The sequence below is a fragment of the Neorhizobium sp. SOG26 genome (assembly GCF_003491345.1).
Lineage (GTDB): Bacteria > Pseudomonadota > Alphaproteobacteria > Rhizobiales > Rhizobiaceae > Neorhizobium > Neorhizobium turbinariae.
The window spans coordinates 1,387,240-1,406,545 of record NZ_CP025512.1 but is presented as its reverse complement, the minus strand read 5'-3'; the positions used below and the strand labels follow the sequence as shown (position 1 = coordinate 1,406,545).

The window sequence follows — 19,306 nt, the reverse complement described above, 5'->3', positions numbered from 1 at the left end:
CGATCGGCGGAGCGGGTTGCTGGTAAAGTGAGATCAAACGTCTGCGGCGACGCGCAGGGAAACGATTGAGTCAGGATCCTGAACGGGTTCGCCCTTCTTGATCTGGTCGATGTTTTCCATGCCTTCGATGACCTGGCCCCAGACGGTGTATTGCTTGTTCAGCCAGGGAGCATCCGTGAAGCAGATGAAGAACTGCGAGTTGGCGGAATTCGGGCTCTGCGAACGCGCCATCGAGCAGGTGCCGCGGACGTGCGGAACAGCCGAGAATTCGGCCTTGAGGTCCGGCTTCTCCGAACCGCCCATGCCGGCACGTGCCGGGTTGAAGCTTTCGCCCCCCTTCTTGCCGAACTTCACGTCACCCGTCTGGGCCATGAAGTCCGGAATGACGCGGTGGAAGACAACGCCGTCGTAGGCGTTTTCGCGTGCCAGTTCCTTGATCCGTGCAACGTGACCCGGTGCCAGATCCGGCATGAGCGAGATCACGACCTTGCCCTTGGTGGTTTCCATGATGAGGGTGTTTTCCGGATCCTTGATCTCGGCCATATGCCTTCTCCTGTGTTGGGCGTCGCCCGATATCGGATCTGACGCCTTTGCTATCTGCTGGTTACTGCTTGCCGACCGATACCTTGATCATCTTGTCGGGGTTGGTGACTTCGCCATTGCCACCCTGCCCGCGCTTGATCTTGTCGACATGCTCCATGCCCGACACGACCTTGCCGACGACCGTGTACTGGTTGTCGAGGCTCGGGTAGCGCGTGAACATGATGAAGAACTGCGAATTCGCGGAATTCGGATCCTGCGAACGGGCCATGCCTACGACGCCACGTTCGAACGGCACCTTGGAGAACTCAGCCGGGATATCCGGAAGCGATGATCCACCCATTCCGGCGCGCTGCGGGTTGAATCTCGAGGAGCCCTCTTTGCCGAACTGCACGTCGCCGGTCTGCGCCATGAAGCCGTCGATAACGCGATGGAAAACCACGTTGTCGTATTCGCCCTTGGCAGCCAGTGCCTTGATCTGCGCCACATGCTTCGGCGCCACTTCCGGCATCAACTGGACGACGACCGGGCCGTCCTTCAACTGGATCGTCAGGAAGTCATCCGGTGCTGCGGCGGCAGGCAGAACCATGGAAGCAAGGGCAAAAGCGCCAGCCAGAGCAATGCGTAGCAGTTTCATGAAAGAACTCCGGTTCAAAAACGCGTCAGCGTTTCAATTTGCTGTTGAGAGCCTGAAGGACGGATGCTGGCACGAAGGCGCTCACGTCTCCGCCCATCGCGGCGATCTGCCGGACCAATGTGCCGGTAATAGGGCGCGTGGCAACCCCTGCCGGCAGAAACACGGTCTGGATGTCGGGCGCCATCTGGCGGTTCATGCCGGCCATCTGCATTTCGTAATCCAGATCGGTTCCGTCGCGCAGCCCGCGGATCAGCACCGATGCACCAGCGGTGCGTGCCGCGTCGATCACCAGGTTGTCGAATGCGACGACCGACAGTTTTTCCGCCTTTGCCGGCAAAACCTCCTGCAGGGACGCGCGGATAAGCTCGGCGCGCTCTTGAAACGAGAACATCGGCGACTTGCCGGGATGAACGCCGATCGCAACGATGACCTGGTCGGCGACGTTGAGTGCCTGCACCAGCACATCGAGGTGGCCGTTCGTCATCGGATCGAAAGACCCCGGATAAAAAGCAGTTGTCATCGCCAGCCTATCCCGGCCCTGATGGGCCATGTCCCAAATGTCGCTGGCCTTTTGTCACGGACGCGAAGTTCTCGCAAGCTCTCGCCTGAACTTCAGATGAATACGCCATTCAAGGTCGCTTCAGCGGCGTTGTGATTATCTCCGAGGATATATCGGGCGTGCTTGGCCGGTGAACCGGAAACGGCTTCCGTTTCTGAACGTCAGATGAACGGGCCATTCAAGCATGCTTCAGAGCAAGCCGTGTAAATGGCTCTCATAAGATGGACTCGGCTGCGCTCGACGTGGCTGGGAGAAAAATAAAAGGAAGACGATGATGATCGCGAGACGCAAAACGGCGATGCCCGACAAGATCACGATGATCAACCTCGTATGGAGCGCAATGGTCGCGCTGATGCTCACCGCCACGGTTACCTTGTACCAGGAGAAGTCCAGCGTCGGTGACATCGAGTACCCGCAGATGACCGGCCGCTACCAGCAGTTCTCCTACTATTGAGTTTAGCGGGGCAGCCGTCTTTCTGACGATTTGCCCCCGATCCTGCTCTTCCGGTGGCAACGCCTGGGATGCCGCCAGGTCCGCCTCGCCGAGATACCCGACTTAGATCCTGAATAGAAAAGCCGGAGGATTTTCATCCTCCGGCTTTTCTTTGTCTCTCGGTGTTGGCGGCGCGACCTATTCGGTCGCGTCACCGTTTTCGGAGCCGTCATTGGCTGCCGGTGCATCGTTCGCGGTCTCAGCCTCAGCACCGAGGTCACCACTCTCGCCGGTGATCTCGTCAGGCAGGACAACACCGTTGTCGTCGTCGCCTTCCGGCTCGCTGATGCGCTCGACAGACACCACCTTCTCGTCCTTGGCCGTCGAGAAGATCGTGACGCCCTTGGTGGCGCGGCTTGCGATGCGGATGCCGTCGACCGGGACGCGGATCAGAACGCCGCCGTCAGAGACGAGCATGATCTGGTCCTTCTCCTCGACCGGGAAGGCAGCCACGAGTTCGCCGATTTCGGCCGTCTTCGAGGTGTCGGTGGCGCGGATGCCCTTGCCGCCTCGACCCGAGGTGCGGAAATCGTAGGACGAGGAGCGCTTGCCAAAGCCCTTTTCGGAAACTGTCAGCACGAACTGCTCGCGTGCCTTCAGTTCCTCGTAACGCTCGTCGGACAACTGTCCCTCTTCGGTGACTTCCTCGCCGACCAGCGCGATGTCGTCTTCGTCGACACCGGCGGCACGACGCTCGATCGCGGACCGCTTCAGGTAGGCTGCACGTTCCCAAGGCTCAGCATCCACGTGGCCGACGATGGTCATCGAGATGATGCGGTCGCCTGGCGCCAGCGAGATGCCGCGGACGCCGATCGAGTTGCGGCCGGCAAAGACGCGAACGTCATCGACCGGGAAGCGGATGCACTGGCCGAGCGCCGTCGTCAGGAGCACGTCGTCACGTTCGGTGCATGTTTCGACGGAGAGGATTTCATCGCCCTCGTCGTCGAGCTTCATGGCGATCTTGCCGTTCCGGTTTACCTGGATGAAGTCGGACAGCTTGTTACGGCGTACCGTGCCACGGGTCGTCGAGAACATGACGTCGAGGTTGTCCCACGTCGTCTCGTCTTCTGGCAGCGGCATGATCGTGGTGATCCGCTCGCCCGGCTCCAGCGGCAACATGTTGATCAACGCCTTGCCGCGGGACTGCGGCGTGCCGATCGGCAGGCGCCAGACCTTTTCCTTGTAGACGATGCCACGCGAGGAGAAGAACAGGACCGGCGTATGCGTGTTTGCCACGAACAGCCGCGTCACGAAATCTTCGTCGCGCGTTGACATGCCGGAACGGCCCTTGCCGCCACGGCGCTGCGCGCGGTAGGTGCCGAGCGGCACGCGCTTGATGTAACCGAGGTGCGAAACGGTGACGACCATGTCTTCACGGGCGATGAGATCCTCATCGTCCATGTCCGGGCCGCCTTCCATGATCTCGGTGCGGCGCGGCGTGCCGAACTCGTCACGAACGCCGGCGAGCTCTTCCTTGACGATCGAAAGGATGCGGATGCGCGACGACAGGATGTCCAGGTAGTCGCTGATCTCGGCGCCGATCTTGTTCAACTCGTCGGCGATTTCATCGCGGCCGAGAGCGGTCAGTCGTGCAAGACGCAGTTCGAGGATCGCACGGGCCTGCTCTTCCGAGAGGTTGTAGGTGCCGTCCTCGTTGATCTTGTGGCGCGGGTCGTCGATCAGGCGTATCAACGGCTCGACGTCATGGGCCGGCCAGCGGCGCGTCATCAACTGCTCGCGCGCAGTCGCCGGATCAGGCGCACGGCGGATCAGGCTTATGATCTCGTCGATATTGGCAACCGCAATCGCGAGGCCGACCAAGACGTGGGCGCGTTCACGCGCCTTGCGCAGCAGGTACTTGGTGCGGCGGCTGACAACTTCCTCGCGGAAGGAGACAAACGCCCGCAGCATGTCGAGCAGCGAAAGCTGCTCCGGCTTGCCGCCATTTAGCGCCACCATGTTGCAGCCGAACGAGGTCTGCAGCGGGGTGTAGCGGTAGAGCTGGTTGAGGATCACCTCGGCATTGGCATCGCGCTTCAACTCGATGACAACGCGGTAACCCTGGCGGTCGGACTCGTCGCGCAGGTCGGAGATGCCCTCGATGCGCTTTTCGCGCACCAGTTCGCCGATCTTCTCGACCATCGTCGCCTTGTTCACCTGGTAGGGAACTTCCGTGATGATGATCTGCTCGCGGTCACCGCGCATCGGCTCGATGAACGCGCGCCCGCGCATGATGACGGAGCCGCGACCGGTCTCATAAGCGGAGCGGATACCGGAACGGCCGAGGATCAGAGCGCCGGTCGGGAAGTCCGGACCGGGAATGATCTGCATCAGTTCGGACAGTTCGATGGCCGGATTATCGATCAGCGCGATGCAGCCGTCGATGACTTCCGACAGGTTGTGCGGCGGGATGTTGGTCGCCATGCCAACGGCAATGCCGCCCGCGCCGTTTACCAGCAGGTTCGGGAACTTCGCAGGGACGACGACGGGCTCGGATAGCGTGCCGTCGTAGTTGTCGCGGAAGTCGACCGTTTCCTTGTCGAGATCGTCGAGCAAGGTATGCGCTGCCTTCTGCAGGCGGCATTCGGTGTAACGTTCGGCTGCTGGCGGGTCACCGTCGATGGAACCGAAGTTCCCCTGGCCATCGATCAGCGGCAGGCGGAGCGACCAATCCTGCGCCATACGCGCCAAGGCGTCATAGATCGCGGCATTGCCGTGCGGATGGTATTTACCCATCACGTCCCCGGTAACGCGGGCGCACTTCACATACTTCTTGTTCCAGTCGATGCCGAGTTCGGACATCCCGTAGAGGATGCGCCGGTGAACCGGCTTCAATCCATCACGAACGTCAGGAAGCGCGCGGCTGACGATGACGCTCATGGCGTAATCGAGATAGGACCGCTGCATCTCTTCCATGATGGAAATGGGTTCGATGCCTGGAGGCAGCTTTCCGCCGCCGGGTGTGCTTTGTTCAGTCAAATCGGATCACGATCTTTGTTCGGAATCAGTTGCATTTTTATAGCCGAAAGCAGCGGGAGGCGCCAATTTCGGGCAAGGTTTTGAACAGATTTCGCGGCTTGGATGCGCCGTATTCAGAGGTCCAGGAACGTACAAGCCGTCGCCTTGGCAGGCTTCCATTCCCGGTTGGCTTGTCCTAACAATCTTGCGACCCAACTGCAAGGATTTGCAGCCCAGAAGGAGAGCCGATGCCAACGCCGGATATGCTGGTCAATGCCCTGACAACGATGTTGGTGACCCTCGACCCGCCCGGGCTTGCCCCGGTGTTCCTGGGTCTCACCGTCGGGATGACGGCGGTGCAGCGCCGCCAGGTGGCTTTCCGGGGCTCGATCATTGCTTTCGGGATCCTTGCCGTCTTTGCCCTGTTCGGCTCAAGCGTGCTCGGCCTGCTCGGCATTTCGATCGGCGCCTTCCGCATCGCCGGCGGCCTGCTTCTGTTCTGGATCTCGTTCGAGATGGTGTTTGAGCGCCGGCAGGAGCGCAAGGAAAAGACGTCCAAGGCGGCGATCACCATCGACCACATCCAGAATATCTCGGTTTTCCCTCTCGCCCTGCCGCTGATCGCCGGGCCAGGCGCGATCTCCGCCACCGTGCTGCTTTCCGGGACGTTCCCCGGCCCGCTAGACCGGGCGCTGCTGATCGGCATCATAGCGCTGATCATGGCGGTGCTTTACGCGACCCTGTTGATCGCAGAGCAGCTTGACCGTTTCCTCGGGGTAACGGGACGCGCCATCCTGACGCGACTGCTCGGTGTGATCCTTGCCGCACTTTCCGTGCAGTTCGTTCTCGACGGGATCCGCTCTGCCTTCAACCTCTGAGCTAGCGAAGACATCAACAAAGAAAATGGCGGCCCGAGGCCGCCATTTTTGTGTCTAGTCAGAACGGGATGTCGTCGTCGAGATCGCGGGAGAAACCTCCGCCACTCGCGGGCTGGCTGCCGCCGCGGCCTGCACCGCCACCGGACGGACGGCGCTCGTAATCGCCACCGCCACCGAAGTCATCACCGCCACCGCCGAAGTCGTTGCTGCGGCCACCACCACCGCCGTAACCGCCACGATCGCCGCCGCCTTCGCCGCGACCATCCAGCATGGTCAGGGTGGAGTTGAAGCCCTGGAGCACGATTTCGGTCGAGTAACGGTCATTGCCGCTCTGGTCCTGCCACTTGCGGGTCTGGAGCTGGCCCTCGATGTAGAGCTTGGCGCCCTTCTTGACGTATTGCTCCACGACCTTCGTCAGGCCTTCATTGAAGACCACGACATTGTGCCATTCGGTCTTTTCGCGGCGCTCGCCGGTATTGCGATCCCGCCACTGTTCGGACGTTGCGATACGCAGATTTGCGATCGGCCGGCCGTCCTGGGTGCGGCGGATCTCCGGATCTGCCCCAACATTACCAATGAGAATAACCTTGTTGACGCTTCCAGCCATAGTCTCACCTTATCCGCCGCCGCACAGCGGCTCTTCGTTTCCGCCTCACCTTACCCCAAGCCTGCCGGGCATGGGGCGGTTCACCATCGTAATCCACAGTGTATTTTGTTCTTTATTTGTTCTAGTTCGTCATTATACTGGAGTCAATCCGAGTCGAATTGGCCGGTGACCTGAGCCGGTTTCGGCTCGACACCCGCCGATCAATCACTACATAAGGACCTTCAAACCTCCCCCGAAGGCATGACGATGAGTGAACTAAAGACCATTTCGATACGTGGTGCGCGCGAGCACAATTTGAAGGGGATCGATCTCGATCTTCCGCGCAACTCACTGATCGTGATGACGGGGTTGTCCGGCTCCGGCAAGTCTTCCCTGGCATTCGACACCATTTATGCGGAAGGCCAGCGGCGTTACGTCGAGAGCCTTTCGGCCTATGCGCGCCAGTTCCTGGAAATGATGCAGAAGCCGGATGTCGACCAGATCGAGGGTCTTTCCCCGGCGATCTCCATCGAACAGAAGACGACGTCGCGCAATCCGCGTTCAACGGTCGGCACCGTCACCGAGATCTACGACTACATGCGCCTGCTGTTTGCGCGCGTGGGCGTTCCTTATTCACCTGCGACGGGACTTCCGATCGAGAGCCAGACCGTCAGCCAGATGGTCGACCGAATCCTCACCTTCGAGGAAGGCACGCGCCTCTACATCCTGGCGCCGATGATCCGCGGCCGCAAAGGCGAGTACAAGAAGGAACTCGCTGAACTGATGAAGAAGGGCTTCCAGCGCGTAAAGGTCGACGGGCAATTCTACGAGATTGCCGATGTCCCTGCGCTGGACAAGAAGTACAAGCACGACATCGATGTCGTCGTTGACCGCCTCGTGGTTCGCTCCGACATCTCGGCGCGCTTGGCGGACAGCCTCGAGACGTCACTGAAGCTCGCGGACGGCTTGGCGATCGCTGAGTTCGCCGACAAGCCGCTGCCTGCCTCAGAAACAGCTGCCGGCGGTTCGGCCAACAAGTCGCTCAACGAAACTCATGAACGGGTGCTGTTCTCCGAGAAGTTCGCCTGCCCTGTGTCCGGCTTCACGATCCCAGAGATCGAACCGCGCCTGTTCTCCTTCAACAATCCCTTCGGGGCCTGCCCGACTTGCGATGGTCTCGGCTCGCAGCAGAAGGTGGACGAGAACCTGATCGTGCCGGAGCCCGCGCGAACGCTGCGGGATGGAGCGATTTCGCCTTGGGCAAAGTCCAGCTCGCCATATTACAACCAGACGCTCGAGGCGCTCGGCAAGTCATTCGGCTTCAAGCTCTCCAGCCGCTGGAACGAGCTGTCGGAAGCCGCCCAGAAGGCGATCCTGCATGGGACCGAGGAGAAGATCGAGTTCCACTATGCCGATGGCGCCCGCTCCTACAAGACGGTGAAGAACTTCGAGGGCATCGTTCCGAACCTCGAACGGCGCTGGAAGGAAACGGATTCAGCCTGGGCGCGGGAGGAAATCGAGCGCTACATGTCGGCCGCCCCCTGCCCCGCCTGCAACGGTTTCCGTCTAAAGCCAGAGGCGCTGGCGGTGAAGATCAACAAGCTGCATATCGGACAGGTCACGGACATGTCGATCAAGGTGGCGCGCGACTGGTTCGAGGCACTGCCGGAACAGTTGAACGCCAAGCAGAATGAGATCGCAGTTCGAATCCTGAAAGAGATCCGCGAGCGCCTTCGCTTCCTGAACGACGTAGGGCTGGATTACCTCAGCCTGTCGCGCAATTCCGGCACCCTGTCGGGTGGTGAAAGCCAGCGTATCCGGCTCGCATCGCAGATCGGCTCAGGTCTTACCGGCGTCCTTTACGTTCTTGACGAGCCGTCGATCGGGCTGCACCAGCGCGACAATGCCCGCCTGCTCGAAACGCTCAAGCACCTGCGCGACATCGGCAATACGGTGATCGTTGTGGAGCACGACGAGGACGCGATCCTGACGGCGGATTATGTGGTGGATATCGGCCCTGCTGCAGGTATCCATGGCGGCCAGATTGTTGCCGAAGGAACGCCGCAGCAGGTGATGGCGAACCCGAAATCTCTGACAGGCAAGTACCTGTCGGGCGAGCTTGGCGTCGCTGTCCCGGCGGAACGGCGCAAGCCGAAGAAAGGCAAGGAGATCAAGGTCTTTGGTGCCCGTGGCAACAACCTGAAGAATGTCACGGCGGCGATCCCGCTCGGTGTCTTCACGGCGGTGACCGGCGTTTCTGGCGGTGGCAAGTCCACCTTCCTGATCGAGACGCTTTACAAGGCGGCCGCACGTCGCGTCATGGGCGCGCGCGAAATCCCGGCCGAGCACGACCGGATCGATGGGTTCGAGCATATCGACAAGGTGATCGACATCGACCAGTCGCCGATTGGTCGCACGCCGCGCTCCAACCCGGCGACCTATACCGGCGCCTTCACGCCGATCCGCGACTGGTTTGCCGGCCTGCCGGAAGCAAAGGCGCGCGGTTACCAGCCCGGGCGTTTCTCGTTCAACGTCAAGGGCGGCCGCTGCGAAGCCTGCCAGGGCGATGGCGTCATCAAGATCGAGATGCACTTCCTGCCAGACGTCTATGTCACCTGCGATGTCTGCCACGGCAAGCGCTACAACCGCGAGACGCTGGATGTCACCTTCAAGGGCAAGTCGATCGCCGACGTGCTGGACATGACAGTCGAAGAGGGCGTCGAGTTCTTTTCCGCCGTTCCGGCCGTGCGCGACAAGCTGCAGTCGCTGTTTGATGTCGGTCTTGGTTATATCAAGGTGGGACAGCAGGCGAACACGCTTTCGGGTGGTGAGGCGCAGCGCGTCAAGCTAGCCAAGGAGTTGTCGAAGCGGTCGACCGGCCGCACGCTTTATATCCTCGATGAGCCGACAACGGGGCTGCATTTCCATGACGTCGCCAAGCTGCTGGAAATGCTGCACGAGCTCGTCAACCAGGGCAATTCGGTAGTGGTGATCGAGCACAATCTCGAGGTCATCAAGACCGCCGACTGGATCATCGACATCGGCCCGGAAGGCGGTACCGGAGGCGGTGAAGTCGTTGCCGCCGGTACGCCGGAACAGGTGGTCAAGGAGAAGCGGTCCTACACCGGGCAGTTCCTCAAGGAGCTTCTGGAGCGCCGGCCGTTCAAGAAAATCGAAGCCGCGGAATAAGTTTCCGCGCGTTGGGGGGGAGCGATGAGCAAGGCAGGTACGATCCGGACGGGCATTGGCGGCTGGACCTTCGAGCCGTGGGAAGGCACGTTCTATCCTGACAAGCTGCCGAAGAAGCGGCAGCTTGAATATGCCGCCAGCAAGCTCAAGGTGATCGAGGTCAACGGCACCTATTACGGCTCGCAAAAGCCGGAAACCTTCGCCAAATGGGCTTCGGAAGTGCCCGAAGGCTTCATCTTTTCGCTGAAGGCGAGCCGGTTCACTACGAACCGGAAGGTGCTGGCGGAGGCCGGTCCGTCGATCGAGAAGTTTCTCTCGCAAGGCCTTGCTGAGCTTGGCGAACACCTCGGTCCGCTGCTTTGGCAGTTCGCGCCGACGAAGAGGTTCGAGCCCGAAGATTTCGAAGCCTTCCTCCAGCTTCTTCCTGCCGAGCTTTCGGGGCTGCCGCTCAGGCACGTCGTCGAGGTGCGGCATGACAGCTTCAAGGTGCCGGAGTTCGTGGAACTACTGGCTAAGTATAATGTCGCGCCCGTCTGTGCCGAACACGCCGAGTACCCAATGATTGCGGACGTCACTGCCGACTTCGCTTATGCCCGACTTCAGAAGGGATCGGAAGCGATCAAGACATGTTATGCCGAGGACGAACTGCGGGCTTGGTCAAATCGGCTGCGGATATGGTCGGAAGGCGGCGTGCCAGTTGACCTGCCACTGATCGACCCGAGCCGCAAGCCCAGGCAGCAGCCGCGCGACGTGTTCGCCTTCTTTATCCATGAGGGCAAGGTCAATGCCCCCTATGGCGCGATGGCCCTGCAGGAAAAGCTCGACGGCTAGCCGAGCGGCGCCAGTTTTGCGCCGGCGGCCTTGGCAAGATCCTCTGCCGTCATTCCTGGCCCTGCGCGCCTGGCGGCCTCGCCATGCAGATAGACGCCTGCCGCCGCCGCCTCGAAGGCAGGCACGCCCTGAGCCAAGAGAGCCCCAATCATCCCGGCGAGCACATCGCCGGATCCGGCGGTCGCAAGCCATGGCGGCGCGTTGCCGTTGATAAAGGCCCGCCCGTCCGGGGTGGCGATGACGGTGTCCGCACCCTTGTAGACGATGGCGGCATTGGCGAGTTTTGCCGCCGCGACGGCTTTCTCCACCTTGCCAAGTTCAGCATCTTCAGCGAGTTCTGGAAACAGCCGCCCGAATTCGCCTTCGTGCGGCGTGAGTACCAACTGTGTCGCTCCTCCCGCATAGGCGTCGAACAGCAGCGCGCGGTGGTCCCGGAAGGATGTGATCCCGTCTGCGTCGAGCACGAGCGGGCGTCCGTCCAGCGCCAGGACAAAATCACGCGCCTTTTTCCCGACGCCAAAGCCTGGCCCGAGCACGAAGGCTGATAGCTTGGCGCTCTCCAGCCAGTCCCGGAGGGCGCCCATGTCGTTGATCTCGTGCAGCATCACTGCCGTGAGGTGAGCCGAATTGTCCGCCATCGCGTCCGGCGGCGCCGCCACCGTCACCAAGCCAGCGCCGGCGTGCAATCCTGCTGTCGCGGAGAGGCGGGCGGCGCCGGTTTTGCCTGCGGGGCCGGAAAACACGGCAAGGTGGCCACGACGGTATTTGTGCGTTTCCTCGCCCGGTGTCGGGATCAGGTTACGCCAAAGATTGGGCGTGTTCTCACGTGTCTGGCCAGCAACAGAGTGGATGATCCTGTGCGGGATGCCGATGTCAAAAACCTCGATGTCACCGCACAGAGAACGCCCGGGAAGCAGGAGGTGGCCGGGTTTTCGCGTCATGAAGGTGACGGTATGGCTGGCGCGGAAGGCAGCGCCGAGCACAGTGCCGCGCCTGCCGCAGACGCCCGACGGAAGATCGACCGCGAGAACTGGAACACCGGCTTGCTCGACACGCCCGATCAGGTTGACGATGGTTTCCGGAACCTCCCGTGCCAGCCCCGCCCCGAACAAGGCATCGACAACCACATCGCCTCGCGCGGGCTCGTAGAGCTCCAATCTTTGGGGTGGCAAAGGACATAGCTCCAGGGCGCGCTTTGCATCTCCCTTCAGCGCGTTCACGTCCCAGAGGTAATGCACGACAACTTTGGCGCCTGCTTCGGAGAGCGCTCTCGCCGTGACATAGCCATCGCCGCCATTGTTTCCGGGTCCGCAAAGGACGGCAAATCGACGTGCCCCTGGAAAGTGCCGCAAGGCTGACGCAGCGACAGCGCGCCCTGCCCGCTCCATCAGGTCCAACGAGGGAATGCCGGATTGAGCGCTGGACGCATCTGCGGCGGCCATTTCTGTCGGTGTCAGGATGAGATTGCTGATTTCCTGCTTCATGAGGTTATTGGAACTGCAGCATGGTCAGAAAACAAGCGGAATTCCAGAGTGCCTGATGCCGAAATGGCAGGCATTTGCACACCGAATAGGCGCAAGGCGCATCTATTGCTTCGAAAGCCCGCTCGCACTTCTGATCTATCGCGTCCTTCACCAACGATGTTCTCGACCGCTCCGGCCTCACTATCCCCGCCACGGCCAGCGTTTGGGAAAGTCGTCCGGTTTTCGTGCAAAACCGCATTATTTTTTTGAATGTCTCTTCCGACTTTGGCACGATACCTGCATTTGTAGGCGCACGCAGGTAAAGACCTGCGCCAGGGGAGAAGCGGAGACATAGTTTCTCATGAAAAAGATCGAAGCGATCATCAAGCCTTTCAAGCTCGACGAGGTGAAGGAAGCCCTTCAGGAAGTCGGCCTGCAGGGCATTACCGTCACCGAAGCGAAGGGCTTCGGCCGTCAAAAAGGGCATACCGAGCTTTACCGAGGCGCCGAGTACGTCGTTGACTTCCTTCCGAAGGTCAAGGTTGAGGTCGTCCTGGCGGACGAGAATGCCGACGCCGTCATCGAAGCCATTCGGAATGCCGCCCAAACTGGACGGATTGGAGACGGCAAGATATTCGTTTCGAATGTCGAAGAGGTCATCCGCATCCGGACCGGCGAAACCGGCGTCGACGCTATATAAAGCCCACCATTCATTGTCCTGCCGCACTCAGCGCAGGCTTCATCGTCATCGCACATCGAGGAAGTTCATATGACGAGCGCAAGCGAAATCATGAAACAAATCAAGGAAAACGACGTCAAGTTCGTGGACCTTCGCTTTACCGATCCCCGCGGCAAGCTGCAGCACGTCACCATGGACGTTGCCGCTGTCGACGAGGACATGTTCACCGACGGCGTCATGTTTGACGGCTCCTCGATCGGCGGATGGAAGGCCATCAACGAGTCCGACATGGTGCTGATGCCGGATCCGGCGACCGTGCACATGGACCCCTTCTTCGCGCAGTCGACCATGGTCATCATCTGCGACATCCTGGATCCGGTTTCTGGGGAAGCCTATAACCGCGATCCGCGCGGCACCGCCAAGAAGGCCGAAGCCTACCTGAAGGCATCCGGGATCGGCGACACCGTGTTCGTTGGGCCTGAGCCCGAGTTCTTCGTCTTTGACGACGTCAAGTACAAGGCGGATCCTTATAACACCGGCTTCAAGCTCGACTCGTCCGAACTGCCGTCTAACGACGACACCGACTACGAGACCGGCAACCTTGGCCACCGTCCGCGTGTCAAGGGCGGTTACTTCCCGGTTCCGCCGGTCGACAGCCTGCAGGACATGCGCTCCGAAATGCTGACGGTCCTCGCTGAAATGGGCGTCGTCGTCGAAAAGCATCACCACGAAGTAGCGTCCGCCCAGCACGAGCTCGGCGTGAAGTTCGACACGCTGGTGCGCAACGCCGACAAGATGCAGATCTACAAATACGTCGTGCACCAGGTTGCCAATGCCTATGGCAAGACGGCGACGTTCATGCCGAAGCCGGTCTTTGGCGACAACGGCTCGGGCATGCACGTCCACCAGTCGATCTGGAAGGATGGCAAGCCGACCTTTGCTGGCGATGAATATGCCGGCCTGTCGGAGAGCTGCCTGTATTATATCGGCGGCATCATCAAGCACGCCAAGGCGATCAACGCCTTCACCAACCCGACAACGAACTCCTACAAGCGTCTCGTTCCTGGTTATGAAGCGCCGGTGCTGCTCGCCTATTCCGCCCGCAACCGTTCTGCATCCTGCCGCATTCCTTTCGGCTCCAACCCGAAGGCAAAACGTGTCGAAGTTCGCTTCCCCGATCCGGCACAGAACCCCTATCTCGGCTTCGCTGCCATGCTGATGGCCGGCCTCGACGGCATCAAGAACAAGATCCATCCGGGCAAGGCCATGGACAAGGATCTCTACGACCTGCCGCCGAAGGAGCTGAAGAAGATCCCGACGGTTTGCGGTTCGCTGCGTGAAGCGCTCGAAAGCCTCGACAAGGACCGCAAGTTCCTGACCGCCGGCGGTGTATTCGATGACGACCAGATCGACGCCTATATCGAGCTCAAGATGACGGAAGTCATGCGCTTCGAAATGACGCCGCATCCGGTCGAGTTCGACATGTACTACTCGGCCTGATCGGGCCGACACGTCACACGCGTTCGGCGGCGGGCTCCGGCCCGCCGTTTCCGTTTCAGTCGTCTTGTCACTGCATGGTGCGCCGATGCCCTCGCCTACTCCGAAGTCGCCCCGGCCTGGCGACTGGCTCCTCTTCGTGATGGCGCCGGTCTTCTTTTCAAGCAACCTGATTTTCGGGCGCGGCATCATCGGCGAGATCGGACCGTTCATCACCGCCTTCATTCGCTGGTTCGGGTCAGGCCTGATCATGGTGCCGATCTTGTACGCAACCTGGCCGGTAGCGCGCGGCTTTGTCCGGAACCACACCTGGCTATGGTTATGGCTCGGCTTTCTGAGCATCGGCATCTGCGGCGGGCTGGTCTATTGGGCGTTGACTTTGACGACCGCTTCCAACGCCACGCTGATCTACACCACGTCGTCGCTTTTTATCATCCTGCTGGAATGGGCTTTTGCCGGGCGGCGCATCAGCTTGCGTGAGCTCTTCGGTATGATCGTCGCGTTTGCCGGCGTCGCGGCAATCGTGTTGCGCGGCGATCTGGCCGCCCTCACGCATATGCGGTTCAACATCGGCGACTTCGGCATGCTGACCGCCGCAATCGCCTTTGCCGTGTATTCGGTCCTTCTGCGCCGTCCAGCCGCACAAGCGGTGCCGCCACTGACGCTCTTTGGGCTGATGTCCTTTTCCGGATCGCTCGTGCTCCTGCCGCCCGCGATCTGGGAGTACTGGGATGGTGGCCTGCTACCCTCCACGCTGAACGCCTGGTCGATGATCGCCGGCATCATCCTCCTTGCCTCCCTTGCCGCCTTTTTCTGCTTCCAGCACACGGTGCGCGTCTTTGGCCCGGCGACTGCAGGCGCAACGCTTTACATGATGCCTCCGGTCTCGATCATCATGGCGGTGATCTTCCTCGGGGAAACATTCGAGACCTACCACGCCGTTGGAATCATTCTCGTGCTCGGTGGTGTAATTCTCGCCACGGCCAAGATGAAACGGCCCCGCCTGCGCAATGCTTAGCAGTGGAACGAAGACCAGCGACATGCATTAGTCTCTTGATGTCGGAGAAAATTATTCCCACATTAGGTTCCGAAAGGACGTCGCACCATGAAACAGAGAAACGCCAAATTTACCATCGGTGAAGTGGTTCGCCACAAGGTCTTTCCGTTCAGGGGCGTGGTGTTCGATGTGGATCCGGAATTCGCCAATACAGACGAATGGTGGAATTCTATTCCAGCCGAAATCCGCCCAGCGAAGGACCAGCCGTTCTACCATCTGCTCGCCGAAAACGACGAAAGCGAATACGTCGCTTATGTTTCGGAGCAAAACCTTGAGCATGATGAGAGCGAGATGCCTCTGCGCAACCCGCAGGTCTACCAGATCTTCGACCGCGCGCCTTCAGGCCAGTTGAAGCCGAAGGTCATCCTGGCGCACTGAACCAACCACAAGTTCGAGCACAAAATAAAAAGGCCGGCGTTTTCGCCGGCCTTTCTTGTTCAGTTGTCCGTGAAGGATCTTACTGACCCTGCTTGGCTGCGTTCTGCGCATCCTCAAGCTTCTTGCGGGTCTCTTCAGCCTTCTTCTGCAGGCCTTCTTCGAGGCTGCGCTGGCTCTGGGCAATCTGCTCCTGCGGCATGGCCGGGCCATCGAAGGCGCCAGTGAAGCCGGTCAGCGGGATCTTGATCGGGTTCGGCGCACGACGGAAGTTTACCGAGGTGAAGACCACTTCGGTACCCTTCTTCATGCTGGTGATCATAGCGTCGGTGAGCGGCACTTCGGCGGTGCACTTGTCCGGTAGGCAGACCACGTAGTCGAGCTTCTGGCCCTTGCCGCCATCGATCTGCATCACGATGCCCGGGGGCACGAGGCGCGCGGTCGGCACGGAAACCTGCAGGATCTTGCGGTTCACCTTGCCTTCAACCGTGATGAGGCCGACAGCGGTGATCAGCTGGCCGTTCTGGGCGGCGATGATGTTCTGCACCACGCAGAGATCGCTGTCATCCTGCTTGGTGCAGGTCTTGAACCAGCCGAGCGGCGGGGCACCCGGAGCAGCCGCGGCGGGAGCGTCCTGGGCAGAAGCTGCAACCGGCAGCGCGCTTGCACCGACCGAAAGAGCAAGGGCGGACATTGCCGTCCGCAGAACTTGGGTTGCCTTAAGCATCATAACGAGATCCGTCTCCTGAAAACCGTTGGGGCCGGCCATCGCCGAACAAACTCCCTCGGGGTGTCCTACTGCCCGTCACCTGTCGTTCAAATGAGGCAATTGAATGACCCGTCCGTCCGGCAACCTGTTACATCGCGACCGGTCCGATATCCAGTCCCCTCGTCCAATTTTGTGATAAAACGTTAACGACGACGGCCAGGCTGCAGGCGGAACAGCCATTGGTCGACGCGCGTGCTTCCGTTACCTTGGAGGCGAATCAAACCTGATCTTCGAGAACCATGCGACACCTGCTGCCATTCATCGCCGCTCTCCTTATAGGCTCACAAGCGACCGCAGAACCGGTTCACGGCATCGCCATGCGGGGTGAGCCGGCACTGGCCTCTAACTACCAGCACTTTGCGTATGTGAACCCGGACGTGAAGAAGGGCGGCCGGATCAGCTACGGCGTTGTCGGCACATTCGACAACCTGAACCCGTTCATCCTGAAGAGCATGCGAACGACGGCGCGCGGCCTGTGGGACACGATCTTCGGCAACCTCGTGTTCGAATCGCTGATGACGCGCTCCAGCGACGAGTCATTCTCGCTCTACGGCCTGCTGGCCGAAACAGTCGAGATGGACGACGACCGCACCTACATCCAGTTCAACCTCAATCCCAAGGCGAAATGGTCTGACGGGGAACCGGTGACGCCTGACGACGTGATCTTCACCATGGAGCTCTTGCGCGACAAGGGGCGCATCCCCTTCTCCGGCCGGCTGGCTGCCGTGGAGAAGATGGAAAAGGTTGGCGAGCACAGCGTGCGCTTTACCTTCAACGAGAAGGCGGACCGCGAATTCCCCCTGATCCTGGCGAGCGCCACGCCGATCCTGCCCAAGCACGCCATCGACCCCGAGCGTTTCGACCAGAGCACGCTAAAGTACCCTATCGGTTCGGGGCCATACCGGATCAAAGCTGTCTCGCCGGGCGAACGGATCGTCTATGAGCGCAATCCCGATTACTGGGGCGCAGATCTCCCGTCGAAGATCGGGTTCGACAACTACGACCAGATCTCGGTGGAATATTTCCTCCAGGAGAACACGCTGTTCGAGGCCTTCAAGAAGGGCGCTGTCGACATCTACCTCGAAGGCAGCCCGACCCACTGGACGCGGGCTTATGATTTTCCGGCGGTGCAGCGCGGCGACGTATTGAAGGAGTCCTTCAAGCCGCAATTGCCGACCGGCATGCTGGGCTTCGTGTTCAACACCCGCCGTTCGATCTTCGCCGATGCCAACGTTCGCGAAGGCCTGTCGCTCGCGTTCGACTTCGAGTGGGTGAACCGCAACCTGTTTGACGGCGCTTATATGCGCACCGAAAGCTACTGGCAGAACTCGCCGCTGAGCGCGCTCGGCAAGCCCGCAGAGCTGCGGGAACTCGAACTGCTGGGCGCTGCCAAGGACAAGGTGGCGCCGGCCATTCTCGATGGCAGCTACCGCCAGCCCAGGACCGACGGTTCGGGTGCCGACCGAAAGGTCCTTCGCCAGGCGGTGGAGAAGCTGAAGGCCGGCGGCTACACGATCAAGAACGGCCGTATGTCGAATACTGCTGGCAAGCCTCTCTCCTTCGAGGTGATGACGCAGACCGCCGACCAGGAGAAGCTTGCCATCGCCTACCAGCGGACGCTGCGGATGATCGGCGTCGATATGTCGATCCGCACCGTCGATGACGCACAATATCAGGCGCGTTCCGGCAACTTCGACTACGACATGATCGTGAAGTCCTATCCGTCGTCGCTGTCCCCGGGCATTGAACAAGTGAACCGATGGGGCTCTGCGTCGAAGGATCGGCAGGGCAGCTTCAACTTCGCCGGCGCGGCCGATCCGGATCTCGACCGCCTGATCGGGTCGATGATGACGGTGCGCAGCCAACCGGATTTTGAGGCGACTGTGAGAGCTTACGACCGGATGCTGCTCTCCGGCCACTATCTCGTGCCGCTCTATCACATTCCCGATCAATGGGTGGCGCGATGGAGCCATATCAGCTACCCCGAGAAGCTGCCGCTTTACGGCTACCAGCTCAACACGTGGTGGGACAAGCGCGCGCAATAAGGCCGCGCGGCATCCACTCGCAAAGGACACTTGCCATGGAACGCATCACCATCGACATCGTCTCGGACATCGTCTGCCCGTGGTGCTATCTCGGTAAGGCTCGCCTGGAGCTCGCGATTGCAGATGTGCAGGATGAGATCGGCGTCGACATCAACTGGCGCCCCTACCGGCTTAACCCGGAGCATCCGCCGGAAGGCGTCGACCATCAAAGGCACCTGGCTGAGAAGCTGGGCGGCAAGGACGCGATGGAGCGCGCCCATGGCATGCTCACCGAGCTCGGCGAAGAAGTCGGCATCCGCTATAACTTCGAAGCGATCAAAATTGGGCCCAATACGCTTGATGCCCACCGGCTGCTGCACTGGGCGCTGATGGAAGGTCGCGAGGCGCAAGACCGGGTGGCGAGCGCGCTCTTCAAGGCGAACTTCGAGGAAGGGCGCAATGTCGGTGACCACGCGGTACTGGCCGATATCGCCGAAGCCTGCGGTCTCGACCGCAAGGTCATCGAGAACCTTCTCAAGACGGATGCAGACAAGGACACGGTTCTGTCGGAGATCGATGCCGCGCAGAAGATGGGCGTCAACGGCGTGCCCTTCTTCATCATCGACGGCCAGTATGCGGTGAGCGGGGCACAGACGCCGGACGTGTTGTCGAACGCCCTGCGCGAGATTGCAAAGCTCAAGGGCGAGGCTCGCAAGAGCATGATCTAATGCCTAGGCGCCGATCGCCCACGGCATCCATATTAAGTCATTT

At 60.6% G+C, this 19,306-nt stretch carries 17 protein-coding genes; 10 read left to right on the top strand and 7 right to left on the bottom strand.

The features are described from left to right. Positions 1-33: 33 nt before the first annotated feature. The 3 genes from CYG48_RS07105 to coaD form a co-directional block, all read right to left on the bottom strand. On the bottom strand, positions 34-543 hold the full coding sequence (locus CYG48_RS07105) for a peptidylprolyl isomerase (RefSeq protein WP_118849726.1): 510 nt from the start codon (positions 541-543) through the stop codon (positions 34-36). 61 nt (positions 544-604) lie between these two features. Beyond that, a complete protein-coding gene (locus CYG48_RS07100) occupies positions 605-1,177 on the bottom strand; it encodes a peptidylprolyl isomerase (protein WP_118849725.1) in 573 nt (190 codons plus the stop codon). 25 nt (positions 1,178-1,202) lie between these two features. Then, on the bottom strand, positions 1,203-1,697 hold the full coding sequence (gene coaD / locus CYG48_RS07095; protein WP_118849724.1) for a pantetheine-phosphate adenylyltransferase: 495 nt from the start codon (positions 1,695-1,697) through the stop codon (positions 1,203-1,205). A gap of 313 nt (positions 1,698-2,010) precedes the next feature. Here coaD and CYG48_RS07090 point away from each other — a divergent pair, with 313 nt between their 5' ends. Next, positions 2,011-2,190 (top strand): hypothetical protein, encoded by a 180-nt coding sequence (locus CYG48_RS07090; RefSeq protein ID WP_199925244.1) that lies wholly within the window; start codon positions 2,011-2,013, stop codon positions 2,188-2,190. A gap of 177 nt (positions 2,191-2,367) precedes the next feature. Here the strand turns inward: CYG48_RS07090 and gyrA are convergent, their stop codons facing one another. Beyond that, on the bottom strand, positions 2,368-5,208 hold the full coding sequence (gene gyrA, locus CYG48_RS07085) for a DNA gyrase subunit A (protein ID WP_118849722.1): 2,841 nt from the start codon (positions 5,206-5,208) through the stop codon (positions 2,368-2,370). A 227-nt stretch (positions 5,209-5,435) separates the two neighbouring features. On the opposite strand from gyrA, the gene CYG48_RS07080 reads away from it, so the two are divergent. Next, complete coding sequence (locus CYG48_RS07080) at positions 5,436-6,065, top strand: MarC family protein (RefSeq protein WP_118849721.1); 630 nt, start codon at positions 5,436-5,438, stop codon at positions 6,063-6,065. 58 nt (positions 6,066-6,123) lie between these two features. Here CYG48_RS07080 and CYG48_RS07075 read toward each other — a convergent pair whose 3' ends face one another. Continuing rightward, positions 6,124-6,672, bottom strand: coding sequence for a single-stranded DNA-binding protein (locus tag CYG48_RS07075; RefSeq protein ID WP_118849720.1), 549 nt, complete (start codon positions 6,670-6,672; stop codon positions 6,124-6,126). A 246-nt stretch (positions 6,673-6,918) separates the two neighbouring features. Here CYG48_RS07075 and uvrA point away from each other — a divergent pair, with 246 nt between their 5' ends. Together uvrA and CYG48_RS07065 are read left to right on the top strand one after the other, a co-directional pair. Then, positions 6,919-9,840, top strand: coding sequence for an excinuclease ABC subunit UvrA (gene uvrA, locus CYG48_RS07070; RefSeq protein WP_118851533.1), 2,922 nt, complete (start codon positions 6,919-6,921; stop codon positions 9,838-9,840). A gap of 24 nt (positions 9,841-9,864) precedes the next feature. After that, positions 9,865-10,671: a DUF72 domain-containing protein gene (locus tag CYG48_RS07065; protein ID WP_118849719.1), complete on the top strand. Its 807-nt coding sequence runs from the start codon at positions 9,865-9,867 to the stop codon at positions 10,669-10,671. On the opposite strand, the gene CYG48_RS07060 is transcribed toward CYG48_RS07065, so the two are convergent. Then, positions 10,668-12,155: an NAD(P)H-hydrate dehydratase gene (locus CYG48_RS07060; RefSeq protein ID WP_118849718.1), complete on the bottom strand. Its 1,488-nt coding sequence runs from the start codon at positions 12,153-12,155 to the stop codon at positions 10,668-10,670. The genes CYG48_RS07065 and CYG48_RS07060 overlap by 4 nt on opposite strands. A gap of 340 nt (positions 12,156-12,495) precedes the next feature. Here CYG48_RS07060 and CYG48_RS07055 point away from each other — a divergent pair, with 340 nt between their 5' ends. The 4 genes from CYG48_RS07055 (at position 12,496) to hspQ (ending at position 15,745) form a co-directional block, all read left to right on the top strand. Then, complete coding sequence (locus CYG48_RS07055) at positions 12,496-12,834, top strand: P-II family nitrogen regulator (RefSeq protein ID WP_007753933.1); 339 nt, start codon at positions 12,496-12,498, stop codon at positions 12,832-12,834. A 69-nt stretch (positions 12,835-12,903) separates the two neighbouring features. Continuing rightward, positions 12,904-14,313: a type I glutamate--ammonia ligase gene (glnA, locus tag CYG48_RS07050; protein ID WP_118849717.1), complete on the top strand. Its 1,410-nt coding sequence runs from the start codon at positions 12,904-12,906 to the stop codon at positions 14,311-14,313. Positions 14,314-14,398: 85 nt separating this feature from the next. Continuing rightward, entirely contained in the window at positions 14,399-15,328 is a 930-nt protein-coding gene (locus tag CYG48_RS07045; RefSeq protein WP_118849716.1) for a DMT family transporter, read from the top strand. Positions 15,329-15,415: 87 nt separating this feature from the next. After that, positions 15,416-15,745, top strand: coding sequence for a heat shock protein HspQ (hspQ, locus tag CYG48_RS07040; protein WP_118849715.1), 330 nt, complete (start codon positions 15,416-15,418; stop codon positions 15,743-15,745). Positions 15,746-15,824: 79 nt separating this feature from the next. Here the strand turns inward: hspQ and CYG48_RS07035 are convergent, their stop codons facing one another. Beyond that, positions 15,825-16,472: an invasion associated locus B family protein gene (locus CYG48_RS07035; RefSeq protein WP_118851532.1), complete on the bottom strand. Its 648-nt coding sequence runs from the start codon at positions 16,470-16,472 to the stop codon at positions 15,825-15,827. 278 nt (positions 16,473-16,750) lie between these two features. On the opposite strand from CYG48_RS07035, the gene CYG48_RS07030 reads away from it, so the two are divergent. Beyond that, positions 16,751-18,556 carry an extracellular solute-binding protein gene (locus CYG48_RS07030; RefSeq protein ID WP_118849714.1) on the top strand — a complete coding sequence of 602 codons (1,806 nt, stop codon included), beginning with the start codon at positions 16,751-16,753 and terminating at the stop codon, positions 18,554-18,556. Positions 18,557-18,591: 35 nt separating this feature from the next. Continuing rightward, positions 18,592-19,263 carry a DsbA family oxidoreductase gene (locus tag CYG48_RS07025; protein WP_118849713.1) on the top strand — a complete coding sequence of 224 codons (672 nt, stop codon included), beginning with the start codon at positions 18,592-18,594 and terminating at the stop codon, positions 19,261-19,263. Positions 19,264-19,306: the final 43 nt, after the last annotated feature.

Bases quoted from the DNA above. Each gene is read 5' to 3' on its own strand.
- CYG48_RS07100 (WP_118849725.1), bottom strand. From the start codon at position 1,177: ATGAAACTGCTACGCATTGCTCTGGCTGGCGCTTTTGCCCTTGCTTCC.
- hspQ (WP_118849715.1), top strand. From the start codon at position 15,416: ATGAAACAGAGAAACGCCAAATTTACCATCGGTGAAGTGGTTCGCCAC.
- CYG48_RS07030 (WP_118849714.1), top strand. From the start codon at position 16,751: ATGCGACACCTGCTGCCATTCATCGCCGCTCTCCTTATAGGCTCACAA.
- glnA (WP_118849717.1), top strand. From the start codon at position 12,904: ATGACGAGCGCAAGCGAAATCATGAAACAAATCAAGGAAAACGACGTC.
- coaD (WP_118849724.1), bottom strand. From the start codon at position 1,697: ATGACAACTGCTTTTTATCCGGGGTCTTTCGATCCGATGACGAACGGC.
- CYG48_RS07075 (WP_118849720.1), bottom strand. From the start codon at position 6,672: ATGGCTGGAAGCGTCAACAAGGTTATTCTCATTGGTAATGTTGGGGCA.
- CYG48_RS07080 (WP_118849721.1), top strand. From the start codon at position 5,436: ATGCCAACGCCGGATATGCTGGTCAATGCCCTGACAACGATGTTGGTG.
- CYG48_RS07045 (WP_118849716.1), top strand. From the start codon at position 14,399: ATGCCCTCGCCTACTCCGAAGTCGCCCCGGCCTGGCGACTGGCTCCTC.
- CYG48_RS07065 (WP_118849719.1), top strand. From the start codon at position 9,865: ATGAGCAAGGCAGGTACGATCCGGACGGGCATTGGCGGCTGGACCTTC.
- CYG48_RS07025 (WP_118849713.1), top strand. From the start codon at position 18,592: ATGGAACGCATCACCATCGACATCGTCTCGGACATCGTCTGCCCGTGG.
- CYG48_RS07060 (WP_118849718.1), bottom strand. From the start codon at position 12,155: ATGAAGCAGGAAATCAGCAATCTCATCCTGACACCGACAGAAATGGCC.
- CYG48_RS07105 (WP_118849726.1), bottom strand. From the start codon at position 543: ATGGCCGAGATCAAGGATCCGGAAAACACCCTCATCATGGAAACCACC.
- uvrA (WP_118851533.1), top strand. From the start codon at position 6,919: ATGAGTGAACTAAAGACCATTTCGATACGTGGTGCGCGCGAGCACAAT.
- CYG48_RS07055 (WP_007753933.1), top strand. From the start codon at position 12,496: ATGAAAAAGATCGAAGCGATCATCAAGCCTTTCAAGCTCGACGAGGTG.
- CYG48_RS07035 (WP_118851532.1), bottom strand. From the start codon at position 16,472: ATGATGCTTAAGGCAACCCAAGTTCTGCGGACGGCAATGTCCGCCCTT.
- CYG48_RS07090 (WP_199925244.1), top strand. From the start codon at position 2,011: ATGATCGCGAGACGCAAAACGGCGATGCCCGACAAGATCACGATGATC.